The following is a 16,400-nucleotide window of genomic DNA, read 5'->3' on the forward strand; positions in this document are numbered from 1 at the left end:
TACGGTTGACGCATGACGAGCATCGGTGGCGCTGCTTCTTCTGGGATGGTCGACTGGAATCTCGCGGTCGCGACCGCGACCCGGCTCGTGCGGCCGGGCCCCGAGGTGAGCCGCGACGAGGCCCGGGCCATCGTCGCGGAACTGCGACGACACGCGAAAGCCTCGGAGGAACACGTCCGGGGCTTCACTCGTATGGGGACCGACGACGTCCACGACACCCCCGTTCTGGTGGTCGACCGCCCCGGCTGGGTGAAGGCGAACGTCGCCGGGTTCCGCGAACTGCTCAGGCCACTCCTGGAGAAGATGCAGGAGCGGCGCTCCGGCACTCCGGGCGGCGCGGTCCTCGGCGCCGTCGGCGGCAAGGTCACCGGCGTGGAACTCGGCATGCTGCTCTCGTTCCTGTCCTCCCGCGTCCTCGGCCAGTACGAGACCTTCGCCCCGGCCTCCGGGGACCTCCCGGCGGACGAGCGCGGCGGCGGCCGGCTGCTGCTCGTCGCCCCGAACATCGTCCACGTGGAGCGCGAACTCGACGTGCAGCCCCACGACTTCCGCCTCTGGGTGTGCCTGCACGAGGAGACGCACCGCACCCAGTTCACGGCGGTGCCCTGGCTGCGCGCCCATCTGGAGGGCGAGATCCAGGCGTTCCTGTCGGAGACCGACGTCGACCCGATGACCGTCCTCGAACGCGTCCGTGACGCCGCACAGTCGCTCGCCGGCGGCCGCCCCGAGACCGAGGAGGACGACGGCGGACGGTCGTTCGTCGAACTGGTGCAGACCCCGGCCCAGCGCGAGATCCTCGGCCGGCTCACCGCCGTCATGTCCCTCCTGGAGGGCCACGCCGACTTCGTCATGGACGGCGTCGGTCCGGCCGTCGTACCGACCGTCGCGGAGATCCGCGAGAAGTTCCAGCAGCGCCGTGCCAAGGGCGCCTCCCGGCTGGACATGACCCTGCGCAAACTGCTCGGCCTGGACGCCAAACTCCGCCAGTACCGGGACGGCGAGCGCTTCGTACGGGCCGTCGTCGACCAGGTCGGCATGGACGGCTTCAACCGGGTGTGGACCTCCCCGAACACCCTGCCGACCAAGGCGGAGATCGCCAAACCGGCGGACTGGGTCGCGCGGGTGCACCGCAGGGCCGAGTCGTGAACCGGTCGGGACGGGGTGAACCGGATCCGGCACGCGGCAGACGAACGCCCCTTCAATCACCCGTCCGAGGGACCGTGAGCGATGGGTAGGCGTGCGATGCTCGGGGAACGGCCCGTTTCTGTCACCATCTACACACTCTGAGTGACCGATCTCGGGCTCACCCCCCGAAAACTTCATGAAGGGAACCGGACATGGGTCCCCATCCTGCGGTCGCGGCGATACGCCTGGCGGTCCGCCGCGTCCTCCACGACATCCTCACCGACCAGAGCCGTCACAGCCGCACCACCGGCGACCGCACCGGAGGGCGCATCACCGCGCGCTTCGCACGCCCCGTCGGGGACATCCCGGAGCAGACCCCGAGCGAGCAGGCCTCAAGCGAGCAGGCCCCGAACGAGCGGACCCCCTCCCCGCTCGTCCTCGTGGCGTGCTCCGGCGGCGCCGACTCCATGGCACTCGCCTCGGCCCTCGCCTTCGAAGCCCCCAAGCTCGGCATCCGCGCGGGCGGCATCACCGTCGACCACGGCCTCCAGCCGGGCTCCGACCTGCGCGCCGAGGAAGTCGTCCTGCGACTGCGCGAACTCGGCCTCGACCCGGTGGAGTCCATCACCGTGACCGTCGGCCGCGACGGCGGCCCCGAGGCCGCCGCCCGCGACGCCCGCTACGCCGCCCTGGACGCCGCCCTGGAACGGCACGGCGGCACCGCGATCCTGCTCGGCCACACCAGGGACGACCAGGCGGAGACCGTCCTGCTCGGACTCGCCCGCGGCTCCGGCATCCGCTCCCTGTCCGGAATGGCCGCGGTCTCGGGGGCCGACGGCCGTTACCGGCGTCCCTTCCTCCAGCTGGACCGGCAGACCGCCCGCAAGGCCTGTCTGGTCCAGGCCCTGCCCGTCTGGGACGATCCTCACAACGCGGACCCGGCGTACACCCGCTCCCGGCTCCGCCACGAAGGGCTTCCCGCCCTGGAGAAGGCGCTCGGCAAGGGCGTCGTCGAGGCCCTCGCCCGCACCGCCCAGCTCTCCCGCGACGACGCCGACGCCCTCGACACCTGGGCCAGCCAGGCGGAGGCCTCCGTACGCGACGCCACGGGCCTGCTGGAGTGCGCCAAGCTCTACGCCCTGCCGCCCGCCGTGCGCCGCCGGATCCTGCGCCGTGCCGCCATCCAGGCGGGCGCACCGGCCGGCTCCCTGTTCGCCCGGCACATCGAGGAAGTCGACCGCCTGATCACCGGCTGGCGCGGCCAGGGGGCCATCAATCTCCCCGGCAAAGTCGTCGCCCAGCGGCAGGGTGGCAGACTGGTGATTCGGCAAGGCTGAATCCCGGCCTCCCGGAGGACTCCTCCGAAGGGCTGGGTAGGCCGGTGGGACGACCGACCGAAAGTGATGCGGGTGGACGCGAAAGACATGGGTGCCGACCTCCAGCAGGTGCTCATCACCAAAGAAGAGATCGACGCGAAGCTGGCCGAGCTGGCCGCGAAGATCGACGCGGAGTACGCGGGCAAGGACCTGCTCATCGTCGGCGTCCTCAAGGGCGCGGTGATGGTCATGGCGGACCTCGCCCGGGCGCTGTCCACCCCCGTCACCATGGACTGGATGGCCGTGTCCTCCTACGGCGCGGGCACCCAGTCCTCCGGCGTGGTGCGGATCCTCAAGGACCTCGACACCGACATCAAGGGCAAGCACGTCCTGATCGTCGAGGACATCATCGACTCCGGGCTGACCCTGTCCTGGCTGATCAACAACCTCGGCTCCCGCGAGCCCGAGACCCTGAAGATCTGCACCCTGCTGCGCAAGCCCGACGCGGCCAAGGTGGCCATCGACGTCGAGTGGGTCGGCTTCGACATCCCCAACGAGTTCGTCGTGGGCTACGGCCTCGACTACGCCGAGAAGTACCGCAACCTCCCGTTCGTCGGTACGCTCGCGCCCCACGTCTACGGCGGCTGAACCCCGGCTGATACGCCGGAGGGTCCACTTACGTAAGACGATCGGGAACCCCAGCGGGTTTCGCGCCGTTGGAGCATGCAGAGACGGGTTTACCAGCCGTCCGAGCAGCTTCGTGCGGCTTCGGGCGACAATGCTGGGGTACCGTCAGAAGAACTGTCTTATCAAACTCACTATGGCAGGAGGGACGGGGCGACACCGCTCCGTATGGATGGACGTGAAGCGATACTTCCGTGGGCCGGTCATGTGGATCGTGCTGGCCGTCCTTGCCGTGGTCGTGTTGATGCAGGTCGTCGGCTCGTCCGGCGGCTACAAGACGGTGGACACCGGCCAGGTCGTGGCGGCGATCAACGACAACAAGGTGGAATCGGCGAAGCTGACCACCGGTGACGAGCAGACCATCAAGGTCACGCTCAAGAACGGCGAGAAGGTCGACGGCAGCTCGAAGATCCAGGCGAGCTACATCGGCGACCAGGGCGTCACCATCGCCAACACGCTACAGACCAAGTACCAGGACAAGCAGATCCCCGACGGTTACACCGTCTCGCCGACCAAGCAGAACGCCTTCGTCGGTGTGCTGCTCTCCCTGCTCCCCTTCGTCCTCATCGTGGTCGTCTTCCTGTTCCTGATGAATCAGATGCAGGGCGGCGGCTCCCGGGTCATGAACTTCGGCAAGTCCAAGGCGAAGCTCATCACCAAGGACACCCCGAAGACGACCTTCGCGGACGTCGCGGGCTGCGACGAGGCCGTCGAGGAGCTCCACGAGATCAAGGAGTTCCTCCAGGAGCCGGCCAAGTTCCAGGCCGTCGGCGCCAAGATCCCCAAGGGCGTGCTCCTCTACGGCCGCCCCGGTACCGGCAAGACGCTCCTCGCGCGTGCCGTCGCCGGCGAGGCCGGGGTGCCCTTCTACTCGATCTCCGGTTCCGACTTCGTCGAGATGTTCGTCGGTGTCGGTGCCTCCCGGGTGCGTGACCTCTTCGAGCAGGCCAAGGCGAACGCCCCGGCGATCGTCTTCGTCGACGAGATCGACGCGGTCGGCCGCCACCGCGGCGCCGGCCTCGGCGGCGGTCACGACGAGCGCGAGCAGACCCTGAACCAGCTGCTCGTCGAGATGGACGGCTTCGACGTCAAGGGCGGCGTGATCCTCATCGCCGCGACGAACCGGCCCGACATCCTCGACCCGGCGCTGCTGCGCCCCGGCCGCTTCGACCGCCAGATCGCGGTCGACCCGCCGGACCTTCAGGGCCGTCTGGAGATCCTCAAGGTCCACCAGAAGGGCAAGCCGGTCGCGCCCGACGTCGACCTCGCGGCGGTCGCCCGCCGCACGCCGGGCTTCACCGGCGCCGACCTGTCGAACGTGCTGAACGAGGCGGCCCTGCTCACGGCCCGCAGCGACCGCAAGCTCATCGACAACCAGATGCTCGACGAGGCGATCGACCGTGTGGTCGCGGGCCCGCAGAAGCGGACCCGGATCATGTCGGACAAGGAGAAGAAGATCACCGCGTACCACGAGGGCGGACACGCCCTGGTCGCGGCGGCCTCCCCGAACTCCGACCCCGTCCACAAGATCACCATCCTGTCCCGCGGGCGCGCCCTCGGCTACACGATGGTCCTGCCGGACGAGGACAAGTACTCGACCACCCGCAACGAGATGCTCGACCAGCTGGCCTACATGCTGGGCGGCCGCGCGGCCGAGGAACTGGTCTTCCACGACCCGACCACGGGCGCCGCGAACGACATCGAGAAGGCCACCTCCACGGCGCGCGCCATGGTCACGCAGTACGGCATGACCGAGCGACTCGGCGCGATCAAGTTCGGTGGCGACAACACCGAGCCCTTCCTCGGCCGTGAGATGTCCCACCAGCGCGACTACTCGGAAGAGGTCGCCGCCCTGGTGGACGAGGAAGTGAAGAAGCTCATCGAGAACGCGCACAACGAGGCCTGGGAGATCCTGGTCGAGAACCGCGACGTCCTCGACAACCTCGTTCTCCAGCTCCTGGAGAAGGAGACCCTGGGCAAGGAGGAGATCGCCGAGATCTTCTCCGCCATCGTCAAGCGCCCGGCCCGGCCCGCCTGGACCGGTTCCTCCCGCCGTACGCCGTCCACCCGCCCGCCGGTGCTCTCCCCCAAGGAGCTCGCACTGACGAACGGGGCGAACGGCTCGACGCCGGCGATCAGCACGGTGAAGTCCACGGCGGCCGAGTCCGCCCCGGCGGCCGAGCCGGCCCCGGAGGACCGCCCCGAGAGCTGACCCCACCGGCCCCACCCGGCCCGGAATGGATGCCGCGCCCCCCAGGACCTAGCCTGGGGGGCGCGGCATTTCGGTAATGGCCGCACATGAGGCGCGTGATCCACACGTGTACAGGTTGAGGAACGAGGCACACATGACCGACCCCGTGACCCTGGACGGCGAGGGAACCATCGGCGAGTTCGACGAGAAACGCGCCGAGAACGCCGTACGCGAACTCCTGCTGGCCATCGGCGAGGATCCGGACCGAGAGGGCCTGCGGGAAACTCCGGCACGGGTGGCACGGGCGTACAAGGAGATCTTCGCGGGGCTGTGGCAGAAGCCTGAGGACGTTCTGACCACCACGTTCGACATCGGCCACGACGAGATGGTGCTGGTGAAGGACATCGAGGTCTACAGCACTTGTGAACATCATCTGGTCCCGTTCCGGGGCGTCGCTCACGTGGGTTACATCCCGTCCGAGAGCGGGAAGATCACGGGGCTGTCCAAGCTGGCCCGGCTGGTCGATGTCTACGCGCGCCGTCCGCAGGTGCAGGAACGACTCACCACGCAGATCGCCGACTCCCTCATGCAGATCCTGGAGCCGCGGGGCGTGATCGTGGTCGTCGAGTGCGAGCACATGTGCATGTCGATGCGGGGGATCCGCAAGCCCGGCGCGAAGACCATAACGTCGGCGGTGCGCGGCCAGCTGCGGGACGCGGCCACGCGGAACGAGGCGATGAGCCTCATCATGGCCCGCTGATCCCCGCTGATCCCCGCTGATCCCTATCGATCCCTGCGGATCCGGCCTGATCCCTGGCGGGGGTCAGGCCACCGGCTCGGCTCCGCTGTGGTTGTTGTCGTCGTCCTCCGGGAGTTTGCAGACGCGTTCCAGGAAGATGGCCGCCGCTATGACGGCGATGCCGGCCACGACCGAGAAGGCCGCGTAGAGGGCCTGGTCGCGGCGGGCGGGGATGTCGAGGAGTTCCAGGAGGAAGAGGCCCGTACCGCCGTACATGCCGGCGACCAGGGCCGCGACCAGGGCGCTGGCCTGGCCGAAGACCACCGCGCGGGCGGCCATCAGCGGGTCGACGCCCTTGGCGCCCGGGCGGCGCTCGCGCTGGGCCCGGAAGCGGGCGCGCAGCGAGAGCGCCGTGGAGACCAGGACCACCGCGATCAGCGCCAGGACGATCGGGGCGGCCACCGGCACGCTGGGCAGGGTCCCCACCGAGTTCCACAGGCGGGCGGCCGCCCAGGACAGCACCGCCGCCACGACGAAGACGCCCGCCAGCACCCTGATCCGCAGCTCTTTCACTGTCTTCCTTCAGCTCCCCCGCAGCGATGTGGTCGTCTCGACCTTAACGACTACTCGGGCAGTCGGAGTTCCAGGTCCCCGCGTACTTCCACACCGTGCCGCGTGACGGCCGTCAGCAGCTCGGCCACCGGGCCGCGGCCGGGCAGCAGGGCCTCGGGGTCCACGTCGTACCAGGGTGCGAGCACGAACGCGCGTTCGTGGGCGCGCGGGTGGGGGAGGGTGAGCCGCGGGTCGTCGGAGACGACGTCGGCGTACGCGACGATGTCGACGTCGAGGGTGCGCGGGCCCCAGTGCTCGTCCCGTACCCGGTTGAAGGCCTCCTCGATCGCGTGCGCCCGCTCCAGCAGGGAGGACGGCGGGAGGGTGGTCTTCAGCACGACGACCGCGTTGTAGTACGTGGGCTGGCTGCCGGGGTCGACGCCCCACGGCTCCGTCTCGTACACGGGGGAGACGGCCTTGATGCGGACGCCGGGGGTGTCCTCCAGCGCGTCGACGGCGCCCTGGAGGGTCTCCAGGCGGTTGCCGAGGTTGGAGCCGAGGGCGACCACGGCGCGTTTGGGGTTGGACAGGGTGGTGTCGGCGGCGTCGACCTGCTCGACGACGGAGGCGGGCACCGGCTGTACGGTCGGGTCGCTGGGCCCGCGCAGGGAGGATGCGGTCATACTCGGCTCCGGGTGATGGTGACGGTGACGTCGTCGAAGGGAACGGTGATGGGTGCGTCGGGCTTGTGGACGCAGACCTCGACCTCTCTTACCCCCTCGTGTTTCAGGCAGGCCTGGGCGATCCGCTCGGCGAGCGTCTCGATCAGGTTCACCGGCTCCCCCTCGACCACGGCGACGACCTCCTCGGCCACGATGCCGTAGTGCACGGTCTTCGCCAGGTCGTCGTCGGCCGCCGCGGGCCGGGTGTCCAGGCCGAGGACGAGGTCCACGAGGAAGGTCTGGCCCTCCTCGCGCTCCTTCGGGAAGACACCGTGGTGCCCGCGGGCCCTCAGGCCGCGCAGCGCGACACGATCCACGCGAATCACTCCTGCAATCGTCGGTGACGGCGGTCGCGTCGTGTGCGGACGACGGACCGGCCACTGACGAATCTACCTGCGGGCACCGACAGTGCCGGGGGTACAGGGCGGTGGCGTGTGCCGGGCGGGCCAGGGTTCATCGCGGGTTTCCCGGAGAGAACCCGGTGGCTCACGGGCCGGTGGCCGGGGCTACCGGTGAGTTCGTGATTCCAGCCACTTCTGCGGCGGGTGCGGACCGTGGGGGCCGTTCGGAGCACCCGGGCCGCCCCGGGAGGGGGTGTCCTCGCCCTCAGGAAGGGGTGTCCTCGTTCCTCAGGAGGGGGTGTCCTCCTCCTCGTCCTCGTCGGCCTCGGACAGCACCGGGGAGGCGTGGTGGGACCAGAGCTTCCAGCCGTCGTCGGTGCGCCGGAAGACGTTCGTGGCGACGACCAGCTGCCCGACCAGCGGACCTAGCTCATGGCTGCCCTCGGGGGCCGGGCCCCCGCTGAGGATGTTCTCGGTGCAGGTCACCAGGGCGGTGTCGCCGGTGACGGAGACGTGCACGTCGGTGAGGAAGAACTGGATGTAGTCGGTGTTCGCCATGATCAGCGCGTACGACCTCAGGACCTCGCCGCGGCCGGTCAGCACCGGCCAGCCCGGGTGCACGCAGGAGATCACGCCGGTGTCGGCCGGGTCGTGGTACTCCTCGTCGACGCCCAGGTCGGCGGGGGCGAGCCAGAGACCCGAGACGGCTTCGAAGTCCCCGCGTTCCAGCGCCTCGTAGAAGGCGGTGTTGGCGGCCTCGACGTGCTCGACGTCGGTGTGGGGGGCGCTCACCGGGCTCCCTCTGCGTGCTGCGCGCCGGGCGTGGCGGGCGCGCCGGGCGTGGCGGTCGCCGTGCGCGCCTCTTCCACGGCGCGCGAGACGCGTACCGCGTCCGCCGTGGCGCGTACCTCGTGCACGCGCACCGCCCACGCGCCGGCGTGCGCCGCGAGCGCGGAGACGGCGGCCGTAGCCGCGTCCCGCTCCCGGGCCGGCGGGGGCGCCCCCTCGGGTCCGGCCAGTACCCGGCCGAGGAACCGCTTGCGGGAGGCGGCGACGAGCAGCGGGTGGCCCAGGGCGTGCAGCCGGTCGAGGTGGGCGAGCAGGATCAGGTCGTGCTCGGAGTTCTTGGAGAAGCCGAGCCCCGGGTCGACGACGATCCGGTCCGGGGAGATGCCGCCGGCCAGCACGGCCTCCACGCGCGCGTGCAGTTCGTCGAGGACCTCGGTGACGACGTCGTCGTACACCCCCTTGACGTTGCCGCCCGCCAGGAAGCCGCGCCAGTGCATGACGACGAAGGGGGCGCCGGAGTCGGCCACGACCGGGATCATGTCGGGGTCGGCGAGACCGCCGCTGACGTCGTTGACGAGTGCGGCGCCGGCCGCGAGAGCCTGCCGGGCGACCGACGCGCGCATGGTGTCGACGGAGACCACGACGCCTTCGGAGGCGAGGCCGCGGACGACGGGCACGACCCGGCGCAGTTCCTCGGCCTCGTCGACGCGGGTGGCACCGGGGCGGGTGGACTCGCCGCCGACGTCGACCAGGTCGGCGCCCTCGTCGACGAGGGCGAGGCCGTGCTTGACGGCGGCCGTCGTGTCGAACCAGCGGCCGCCGTCGGAGAAGGAGTCGGGGGTCACGTTCACGACACCCATGACGGCGCACCGGTCCCATGCCGGAAGCCCTGTCACCTGGCCACGCCCGCTGTGGTTGCTCATACGTTCAGCGTAGGCCCAGGCCGGGGCCGGGAGCCCGGGTGGCCCGAGCGGAGCCCCCCGGGCCGGAGGGGGAGGGGTGTCCGCTCGGGCCGGTCATCGGGTCAGGCCGCGCGGATGTCGCGTTCGGCGGCGTGGTGCGGGCAGGGACGGGCCGGGGCGCTGCCGCGGCGCAGGAAGCGCGGCAGCGGCAGGGCGAGGCTCACGAAGCCCTCGGCCTGCATGGCGGCGAGCCCGATGCGCGGGAGGTCGCCGGAGGCCCGGTAGACCACGAAGCGCGGCTCCCAGCGCGGCTGGAACTTGGCGTTGAACTTGTACAGCGACTCGATCTGGAACCAGCGGGAGAGGAAGACCAGCAGTCCGCGCCAGGCGCGCAGTACCGGTCCCGCGCCGATCTTCTCGCCGCGGGCGAGTGCCGAGCGGAACATCGCGAAGTTGAGCGAGATCCGGGTGACGCCCAGTTTCGGGGCGGCCTGGAGGGCGGCCACGATGAGCAGTTCGTTCATGCCGGGGTCGGCCGTGCGGTCGCGGCGCATCAGGTCGAGGGAGACGCCGTCGGTGCCCCAGGGCACGAAGTGCAGGATCGCCTTGAGGTCGCCGTAGGGGCCGGGTGTCTCGTCGGCCTTGTGGGCGGTGGCGATCAGGCAGTCGCCGTCGGTGGGGTCGCCGATCCGGCCGAGCGCCATCGAGAAGCCGCGTTCGGTGTCGGTGCCGCGCCAGTCCTCCGCGGCGCGGCGGATGCGCTCCAGTTCGGCGTCGCCGAGGTCACGGATACGCCGTACCCGGGTTTCGTAGCCGGCCCGCTCGATGCGCTTGACCATCTGGCGCACGTTGCGCATCGCGCGTCCGGCGAGCGAGAAATCCGCCACGTCCACCACCGCCTCGTCGCCCAGTTCGAGCGCGTCCAGGCCGGTTTCGCGGGTCCACACCTCGCCGCCGGTCTCGGAGCAGCCCATGACGGCGGGGGTCCAGGAGTGGGCCTTGGCCTCGTCCATGAAGCGTTCGATGGCACCGGGCCAGGCCTCGACGTCGCCGATCGGGTCGCCGCTGGCCAGCATCACGCCGGAGACCACGCGGTAGGTGACCGCCGCCTTGCCGCTGGGCGAGAAGACGACCGCCTTGTCGCGGCGGAGCGCGAAGTGGCCGAGGGAGTCGCGGGCGCCGTGCTTCTCGAGGAGGGCGCGCAGCTGGGCCTCGTCCTCCTCGGTGAGGCGGGCGGCGGGGTGTTCGGGGCGGAACGCCAGGTAGATGGTGGTGACGGCGGTGATCAGGCCGAGCGCGCCGAGCGAGAAGGCGACCGTCCAGGACGTGGAGCCCTCGTAGTCCACGGGGCCCTCGAAGCCGAACAGGCCGTACAGGACGTGCGTGAGGCGGTCGGCCAGGCTCGGGTCGCCGATCGTGCGCTTCGGGTGGGCGCTCACGACGACCAGGCCGAGCGCGAGTGAACCGGCGCTCATCAGCACGAAGTTGGCGAGCGCCCGCCATCGGCTGCGGGGATCGGGCAGTGCTTTGAACTCGTCCCGGTGGATCACGAGCGGCACGAACAGCGCCAGTGAGATGAGCGCGCCGATGACCGAGTGCCGGTACACGAACTGCGAGACCGCGCCGGCCGGCAGCAGTGCCACGGCGGCCCGCCACGCCCGGCGCTTGCGCCGCTTGAGCCCGTGCGCGAGCAGCAGCAACAGCACGCCGGCGCTGAGCGACAGCGCGGCGGCGAACGGCCCGAGCGACCCCGGCAGCACCTCGGCCATGGCGTGCATGCGGCTGTGCCGGAAGCGCGGGAACACGCCCGCCGCGATGTCCAGGACGCCGACGACGGCACACGCCCTGCCGACCAGGGCGGGGACGGCCTCGGGGCGCGGACCACGGACTATGCGCCGCGCCCGGCCTGATCGGCTCGGAACCTCGCCCGACATTTCCCCATCTATCCTGACAGACATCGCATCCCGTAGTTCCGCGAGAGACCTTGATTCCGGTGCCGATTCGGGCATCCGGCGACATTGCGCCCTCTAGGACGGTGTCTCGGGGGGAGAGGTTCACTCCTCACCGGAAAGCCAGTTCAAAGGCCAGGGAAAGCCCGGGGCAAGCCTCGCTGAAAGCAGCGGGCGGCACGGGGGAAAGCGCAGGCAGGAAGCACCTCATGGGTCTCACGAGCAATAAAATGCTGGCATTGACGATCTTGTGCGCCGTTCTGCTGTTCGCAGGCACGGTGTGGCTGTGGCCCCGGCTCGCCCGGCGCAACTGGCGGGCCGTCAGCGGTCGCGTCGGACTTTTGCTGGCAACCCAGCTGGCGCTCTTCGCGTGCGTGGGGATAGCGGTCAACCAGGCTTTCGGTTTCTACGCGAGCTGGGCGGACCTGATGGGCACCGAAACCGACCAGGGGGTCGTCGTCGACCACACCCCGGGCGGCTCGGCGGCCGGCCCGGTCCGGCTGGTGGCGACGTCCGAGGTGCACGGCATGGGCGGTTCGCTGCCCCGGACGGCAGGTCAGATCCAGCAGGTCGACATAGTCGGCCGTACGACCCACATCGCCACGCCCGCGTACGTGTACCTGCCGGCGGAGTACTTCCAGCCGCAGTACCGCACGCGTACGTTCCCGGTGCTGGTCGTCCTCAGCGGCTACCCCGGAACCGCGCGGGCGCTGGTGGACAAACTGCACTACCCGCGCACGGCGCAGCACCTGGTGCAGGCCGGCCGGATGCGGCCGACGATCCTGGTGATGCTGCGGCCCACGGTCGCCCCGCCCCGGGACACCGAGTGCGTCGACGTGCCGCACGGGCCGGGGACCGAGACCTTCTTCGCCAAGGACCTGCCCGACGCCGTACGCGCGCACTACCGGGTCGACGGGAAACCGGGCGGCTGGGGGATCGTCGGCGACTCGACGGGCGGCTACTGCGCGCTCAAGCTCGCGATGCACCACCCCGGTGTGTACGGGGCCGGTGCCGGACTCTCCCCCTCGTACAAGGCACCCAAGGACCCCACGACCGGCGACCTCTTCCAGGGCGACCAGGGACTGAAGAACCGCGCGAACCTGTGGTGGTACCTCGCCCACGAACCGGCTCCGGACACCTCCCTGCTGGTCACCAGCAGCAAGATCGGGGAATCCAACTACAAGGACACGCTGAAATTCATCGCGCGCGTGCAGGCCACGAACCGGACCCGGATCTCGTCGATCATCCTCGACAGCGGAGGCCACAACTTCAATACCTGGCGCCGCGAGATCCCCGCGACACTGGAGTGGATCAGCGGGCGATTGGCCGAGCGCTGAACGCGGGCGCCGGCGAAGTCGTGTGAAGACTTCGTTGTCGCTGTGTTTTTACGGCCGGTGGCACCATCATTCGCCTACGCGCGGTAAGTTTCTGGCCATGCCACGTGGACGCCACCGTCATTCACCGCCCTTGCACAGGCTGTTGCCTCCTTCGGCGATCGCCGGTGTCTCCCTCGTCTGCGCCCTGGGCCCCTGGTTGTTCTCGGATCGGACGGCGCTGCGCACCCTGGCCGCGATAGCCGCGGCCACCGCCGCGGTCGGCGCCGCCGTCATGCGCCGCTGGGACAGCGAGGCGGGCAAGCAGGTGGCCGACATGTCCCGCGCGCGGGCCAGCGACGAGTGGCGCCACGAGGAGCGGATCGCCGAGCTGGAGACCGACCTCGAGGAGTCGCGGGAGCTGCGTACCAAGCTGGAGCAGCGGCTGCGCGCGAAGCGGACCGAGCTGGCGGGCCTGCGCAACGAGCACGCGTCCCTGCTGCGCCGTTACGCCACCGCCGAGACCGAGCGGGCCAGCGCGCTGGAGGGCCGCCGCCTGCTGGAGATCGAAGCCGCCGAACCGACGAACGCGCTGCCGGCCGCCCGGAGCGGGGACGAGCCCGCGGAGCCGACGGACGAGGCGCTGACGGACGGGGCGCCGACGGCCGAGGACGCGGTCGCGGAGACCGCTTCGGAGGAGACCGCCTCAGAGGAGACCGCTCCCGAGGTTCCCGCGGTGTTCTCGCCGGAGGGTTCCAAGCTGTTCCTGCGGGCCAAGGTGGCACTGGCCCGGTTCGACGAGGGCGACGCCCCGGCGGTGGCGGCCGCCGCCGACGCGGACACCGGGGGCGCGCCGGAGCAGGCAGCCGAGCGCGTGGCGCCGAAGGCCGCGGCCGCGCCGGAGGACCCGGAGGACGAGGCACAGGGGAAGCCCGAGGCGGCCGACGGGCACACGCGCGCGGCCGCCGACACCCCGGCCGCGCCGGAGCCCACCGCACCGGCGGCGGAGGCCGGGGAAGACGTCCGCGGCGCCGAGGACGACGTCCGCGGCGCTGACGAGGATGTCCGCGTCAGCGCCACGCCGTCCGTCAACTCCGTGCAGCCCTCCGGGCACTTCACGGTGCCGACCGCGGTGGCCGTGCTGCCGGCCGCGCCCATCCCGCGCCCGTTGGTCACCGGCGGCTTCGACTTCTTCGGCACGCAGAAGGGCGATTCGTCGGGCGGCCTCGAGTCCATGCACAACGAGGACCTCGCGGACGTCGTCGGCCAGGAGGCGCTCGCGCTCCACAAGGCCGAGTCGGAGGCGGACTTCAAGCCCGTGGACCCGGAGTCCCGGGGCGTCGGCCAGGTCATCGACCTGACCGCGCACGACGAGACGGAGCAGATCAACCTCGGGGGCCTGCGCAGCGCCGCCTCCTGAACACTCGACGCTTCCCGAGCCGGGACACCCACCGGTGCCCCGGCTCACCCCGTCAAAAGACCCCGACCACCGAGGAGCGCCCCCGAGGAGCACGGCGACTCCTCGGACACGGCCACGACAGCGCCCCGTCAGGGGCGCGGGGAACTGCGCGGCCGGCCACGACGGCGCCGCACCCGACCGACGCCCCTCCCGTTCGTTCAAGGCTTCCGGTCGCAGAGAGCGCCCCCGAAGGGGCGCGGCGACTCCTCGGACACGGCCACGACAGCGCCCTGTCAGGGGCGCGGGGAACTGCGCGGCCGGCCACGACGGCGCCGCACCCGACCGACGCCCCTCCCGTTCGTTCAAGGCTTCCGGTCGCAGAGAGCGCCCCCGAAGGGGCACGGCGACTCCTCGGACACGGCCACGACAGCGCCCCGTCAGGGGCGCGGGGAACTGCGCGCCCGGCCACGACGGCGCCGCGCTCGGTCGACGACCTGTCGGCCCCCGAACCGCGGTAGTCAGGCCATCCAGCGGTCCGGGCGGGCCGAACGGCGCCCCGTTCGTGAGCGTTCGGCCTGCTCGCGCAGCAGCGCCGCGGCCTCCTGGACGTCCCGCAGGCGCGCCGTGACGGTCTTGTTGGCTCCCGTGTCCACATGGACGTCCGCGAGCCGCCACAGCCGCCCCCAGGGCCCCTGCGTCACCCGTACGCTCTGGACCTTGGCGTGCGGCACGAGCGACAGCTTCCGGCGCAGCAGTCCGTGCCGCGCGGCGAACACCGCGTCCGTGACCGCCAGCCCGTGGCCGCGCCACCACAGCGGGACGCACCAGCGGGCCCGTCGCGGCGGCCGCGACAGCTCGCCGGGCACGGTCACCCCGGCCAGCACACGCGCGACGACCGACTCGGCCACCGCCCGCGGAGCGACCGGCACCAGCACGGAGTTCTCCGACCCGGCCACGTCCAGCTCCACCCGCACCCAGCGCAGCGGCCGCCACAGCAGCGGCGCCACGATCCGCACGGTCTGCACCCGCCCCGGCGGCACCGTCTCGTGGGTGCGGTCCAGCAGCCCGTGGTCGATGCGCAGCCCGTCCGGGGACTCGGCGAGCGTCCAGTCGTACTCCGAGACGAACCGCCCCACGCTGGCCGTGGCCGCCGCGCCGAGCAGCGGCAGGGCGGTGGCGAGGACCGTCCACACACTGTGCGTCGCCAGCCACAGGAAGGGCGGTACGACGAGCGCGGCGGCCAGCGAACCCCACGTGGCACCCGTCAGCACGAGCGCGAGCGCCAGCTTGGCCGGCGGCACCCGCATCAGCTCGTGCGCCGGTGCCTCGCCGACCTCGTGCGCCGTCTCGGGCGCGAAACCGGCGGCGCGCGCGAGCAGCTCCGCGCGCAGTCTCCGCGCCTCGCCCTGTCCCAGGAAGGCGAGTTCGTCCTTCTTGTCGGTGCCTACGACGTCTATGCGCAGCTTGGCGACGCCCGCCACGCGCGCGAGGAGCGGCTGGGTGACGTCGACGGCCTGGATCCGCTCCAGCCGGATGTGCGCGGTGCGCCGGAACAACAGGCCGGTGCGTATGCGCAGTTCGCTCTCGGTCACCGCGAAGTAGGTGAACCACCAGGTGAGGAAGCCGTACAGGGAGCCCGCGGCGACCAGGACGGCGAGCCCGCCGAGCAGCATGGTCGTGGTCAGCCTGGTCAGCTGTTCCTGCGCCTGGTTCGGGTCGTGCACGGCCCAGCCGGTGATCACCGCGACCGGCGCCCAGGCCCGCCGGAACGGTGTCACGGGGTGCAGCCGGCGCTCGGCGACGATCCCGTCCGGGCGTATGGCGTCGTCGACGCCGGACGTGCTCACAGGCCCGCCGATCGGGCCTCGCCGAGCTCGGTGAGCCGGTCGCGCAGCCGTTCCGCCTCGGCCGGTTCGAGGCCGGGGATGGTCGCGTCGGTGGCCGCGGCGGCGGTGTGCAGCTGCACGCTGGCCAGCCCGAAGTGCCGTTCGACGGGCCCCGAGGTCACCTCCACCAGCTGCATCCGCCCGTACGGCACCACGGTCTCCTCGTGCCACAGCACACCGCGGCTGATCAGCAGGTCGTCGGCCCGCTCCGCGTACCGCCAGGACCGCCAGTTGCGGCCCAGCAGCACCCAGCCCCATGCCAGCACGGCCAGCGGCAGCAGCGCGAACGCCGCCCACGCCGGGCCCGCGAGCAGGCCCAGCAGCAGTCCCACGGCCAGGGCGGTCAGTCCCAGCCACACCACCAGCAGCAGCCGGCGCATCCGGAGCAGGCCGGGCGGCAGCCCCGTCCACACCGGCTCGGTCCCCGTGGTCTCGGCGCCGGCGGCGCTCCCCGTCTCCATGCGCCCAGCGTACGTAGGGGAGACTGGGTCC

15 protein-coding genes are annotated in these 16,400 nt (G+C 71.4%); 7 read left to right on the forward strand and 8 right to left on the reverse strand.

The genetic code is table 11. The features are described from left to right. The first annotated feature begins 12 nt into the window (after positions 1-12). The 5 genes from AAW13_RS06595 (at position 13) to folE (ending at position 6,076) form a co-directional block, all read left to right on the forward strand. Entirely contained in the window at positions 13-1,146 is a 1,134-nt protein-coding gene (locus tag AAW13_RS06595) for a zinc-dependent metalloprotease (protein WP_046730907.1), read from the forward strand. A gap of 191 nt (positions 1,147-1,337) precedes the next feature. Next, positions 1,338-2,462 (forward strand): tRNA lysidine(34) synthetase TilS, encoded by a 1,125-nt coding sequence (tilS, locus tag AAW13_RS06600; protein WP_046730906.1) that lies wholly within the window; start codon positions 1,338-1,340, stop codon positions 2,460-2,462. 66 nt (positions 2,463-2,528) lie between these two features. Then, complete coding sequence (gene hpt / locus AAW13_RS06605; RefSeq protein ID WP_046730905.1) at positions 2,529-3,089, forward strand: hypoxanthine phosphoribosyltransferase; 561 nt, start codon at positions 2,529-2,531, stop codon at positions 3,087-3,089. A gap of 208 nt (positions 3,090-3,297) precedes the next feature. Then, complete coding sequence (gene ftsH / locus AAW13_RS06610) at positions 3,298-5,337, forward strand: ATP-dependent zinc metalloprotease FtsH (protein WP_046730904.1); 2,040 nt, start codon at positions 3,298-3,300, stop codon at positions 5,335-5,337. Positions 5,338-5,470: 133 nt separating this feature from the next. Beyond that, positions 5,471-6,076 (forward strand): GTP cyclohydrolase I FolE, encoded by a 606-nt coding sequence (gene folE / locus AAW13_RS06615; RefSeq protein ID WP_046730903.1) that lies wholly within the window; start codon positions 5,471-5,473, stop codon positions 6,074-6,076. A gap of 63 nt (positions 6,077-6,139) precedes the next feature. On the opposite strand, the gene AAW13_RS06620 is transcribed toward folE, so the two are convergent. From AAW13_RS06620 to AAW13_RS06645, 6 genes are all read right to left on the reverse strand, one after another. Further along, entirely contained in the window at positions 6,140-6,628 is a 489-nt protein-coding gene (locus AAW13_RS06620; protein WP_046730902.1) for a DUF3180 domain-containing protein, read from the reverse strand. A gap of 50 nt (positions 6,629-6,678) precedes the next feature. Beyond that, positions 6,679-7,290: a 2-amino-4-hydroxy-6-hydroxymethyldihydropteridine diphosphokinase gene (folK, locus tag AAW13_RS06625; RefSeq protein WP_046730901.1), complete on the reverse strand. Its 612-nt coding sequence runs from the start codon at positions 7,288-7,290 to the stop codon at positions 6,679-6,681. Continuing rightward, complete coding sequence (gene folB / locus AAW13_RS06630) at positions 7,287-7,646, reverse strand: dihydroneopterin aldolase (protein WP_046730900.1); 360 nt, start codon at positions 7,644-7,646, stop codon at positions 7,287-7,289. The genes folK and folB overlap by 4 nt, the downstream gene beginning before the upstream one ends. Positions 7,647-7,958: 312 nt before the next feature. Beyond that, complete coding sequence (locus AAW13_RS06635; RefSeq protein ID WP_046730899.1) at positions 7,959-8,462, reverse strand: nuclear transport factor 2 family protein; 504 nt, start codon at positions 8,460-8,462, stop codon at positions 7,959-7,961. Then, positions 8,459-9,382: a dihydropteroate synthase gene (gene folP / locus AAW13_RS06640; RefSeq protein ID WP_071659457.1), complete on the reverse strand. Its 924-nt coding sequence runs from the start codon at positions 9,380-9,382 to the stop codon at positions 8,459-8,461. Before folP ends, AAW13_RS06635 begins: the two co-directional genes overlap by 4 nt. Before the next feature lie 101 nt (positions 9,383-9,483). Next, positions 9,484-11,295, reverse strand: a complete 1,812-nt coding sequence (locus tag AAW13_RS06645) for a phosphatidylglycerol lysyltransferase domain-containing protein (RefSeq protein ID WP_046730897.1) — start codon at positions 11,293-11,295, stop codon at positions 9,484-9,486. Positions 11,296-11,519: 224 nt separating this feature from the next. On the opposite strand from AAW13_RS06645, the gene AAW13_RS06650 reads away from it, so the two are divergent. Then, on the forward strand, positions 11,520-12,647 hold the full coding sequence (locus tag AAW13_RS06650) for an alpha/beta hydrolase (protein ID WP_046730896.1): 1,128 nt from the start codon (positions 11,520-11,522) through the stop codon (positions 12,645-12,647). 97 nt (positions 12,648-12,744) lie between these two features. Continuing rightward, positions 12,745-14,043 (forward strand): hypothetical protein, encoded by a 1,299-nt coding sequence (locus AAW13_RS06655; RefSeq protein WP_476756029.1) that lies wholly within the window; start codon positions 12,745-12,747, stop codon positions 14,041-14,043. Between the two features lie 497 nt (positions 14,044-14,540). On the opposite strand, the gene AAW13_RS06660 is transcribed toward AAW13_RS06655, so the two are convergent. Beyond that, complete coding sequence (locus AAW13_RS06660; protein WP_046730894.1) at positions 14,541-15,869, reverse strand: PH domain-containing protein; 1,329 nt, start codon at positions 15,867-15,869, stop codon at positions 14,541-14,543. Beyond that, the gene (locus AAW13_RS06665; protein WP_046730893.1) at positions 15,866-16,369 is read right to left on the reverse strand and encodes a PH domain-containing protein; all 504 of its coding nucleotides are present in this window, start codon (positions 16,367-16,369) and stop codon (positions 15,866-15,868) included. Before AAW13_RS06665 ends, AAW13_RS06660 begins: the two co-directional genes overlap by 4 nt. Between the last annotated feature and the right edge of the window lie 31 nt (positions 16,370-16,400).

The organism is Streptomyces humi, assembly GCF_001005085.2.
Lineage (GTDB): Bacteria > Actinomycetota > Actinomycetes > Streptomycetales > Streptomycetaceae > Streptomyces > Streptomyces humi.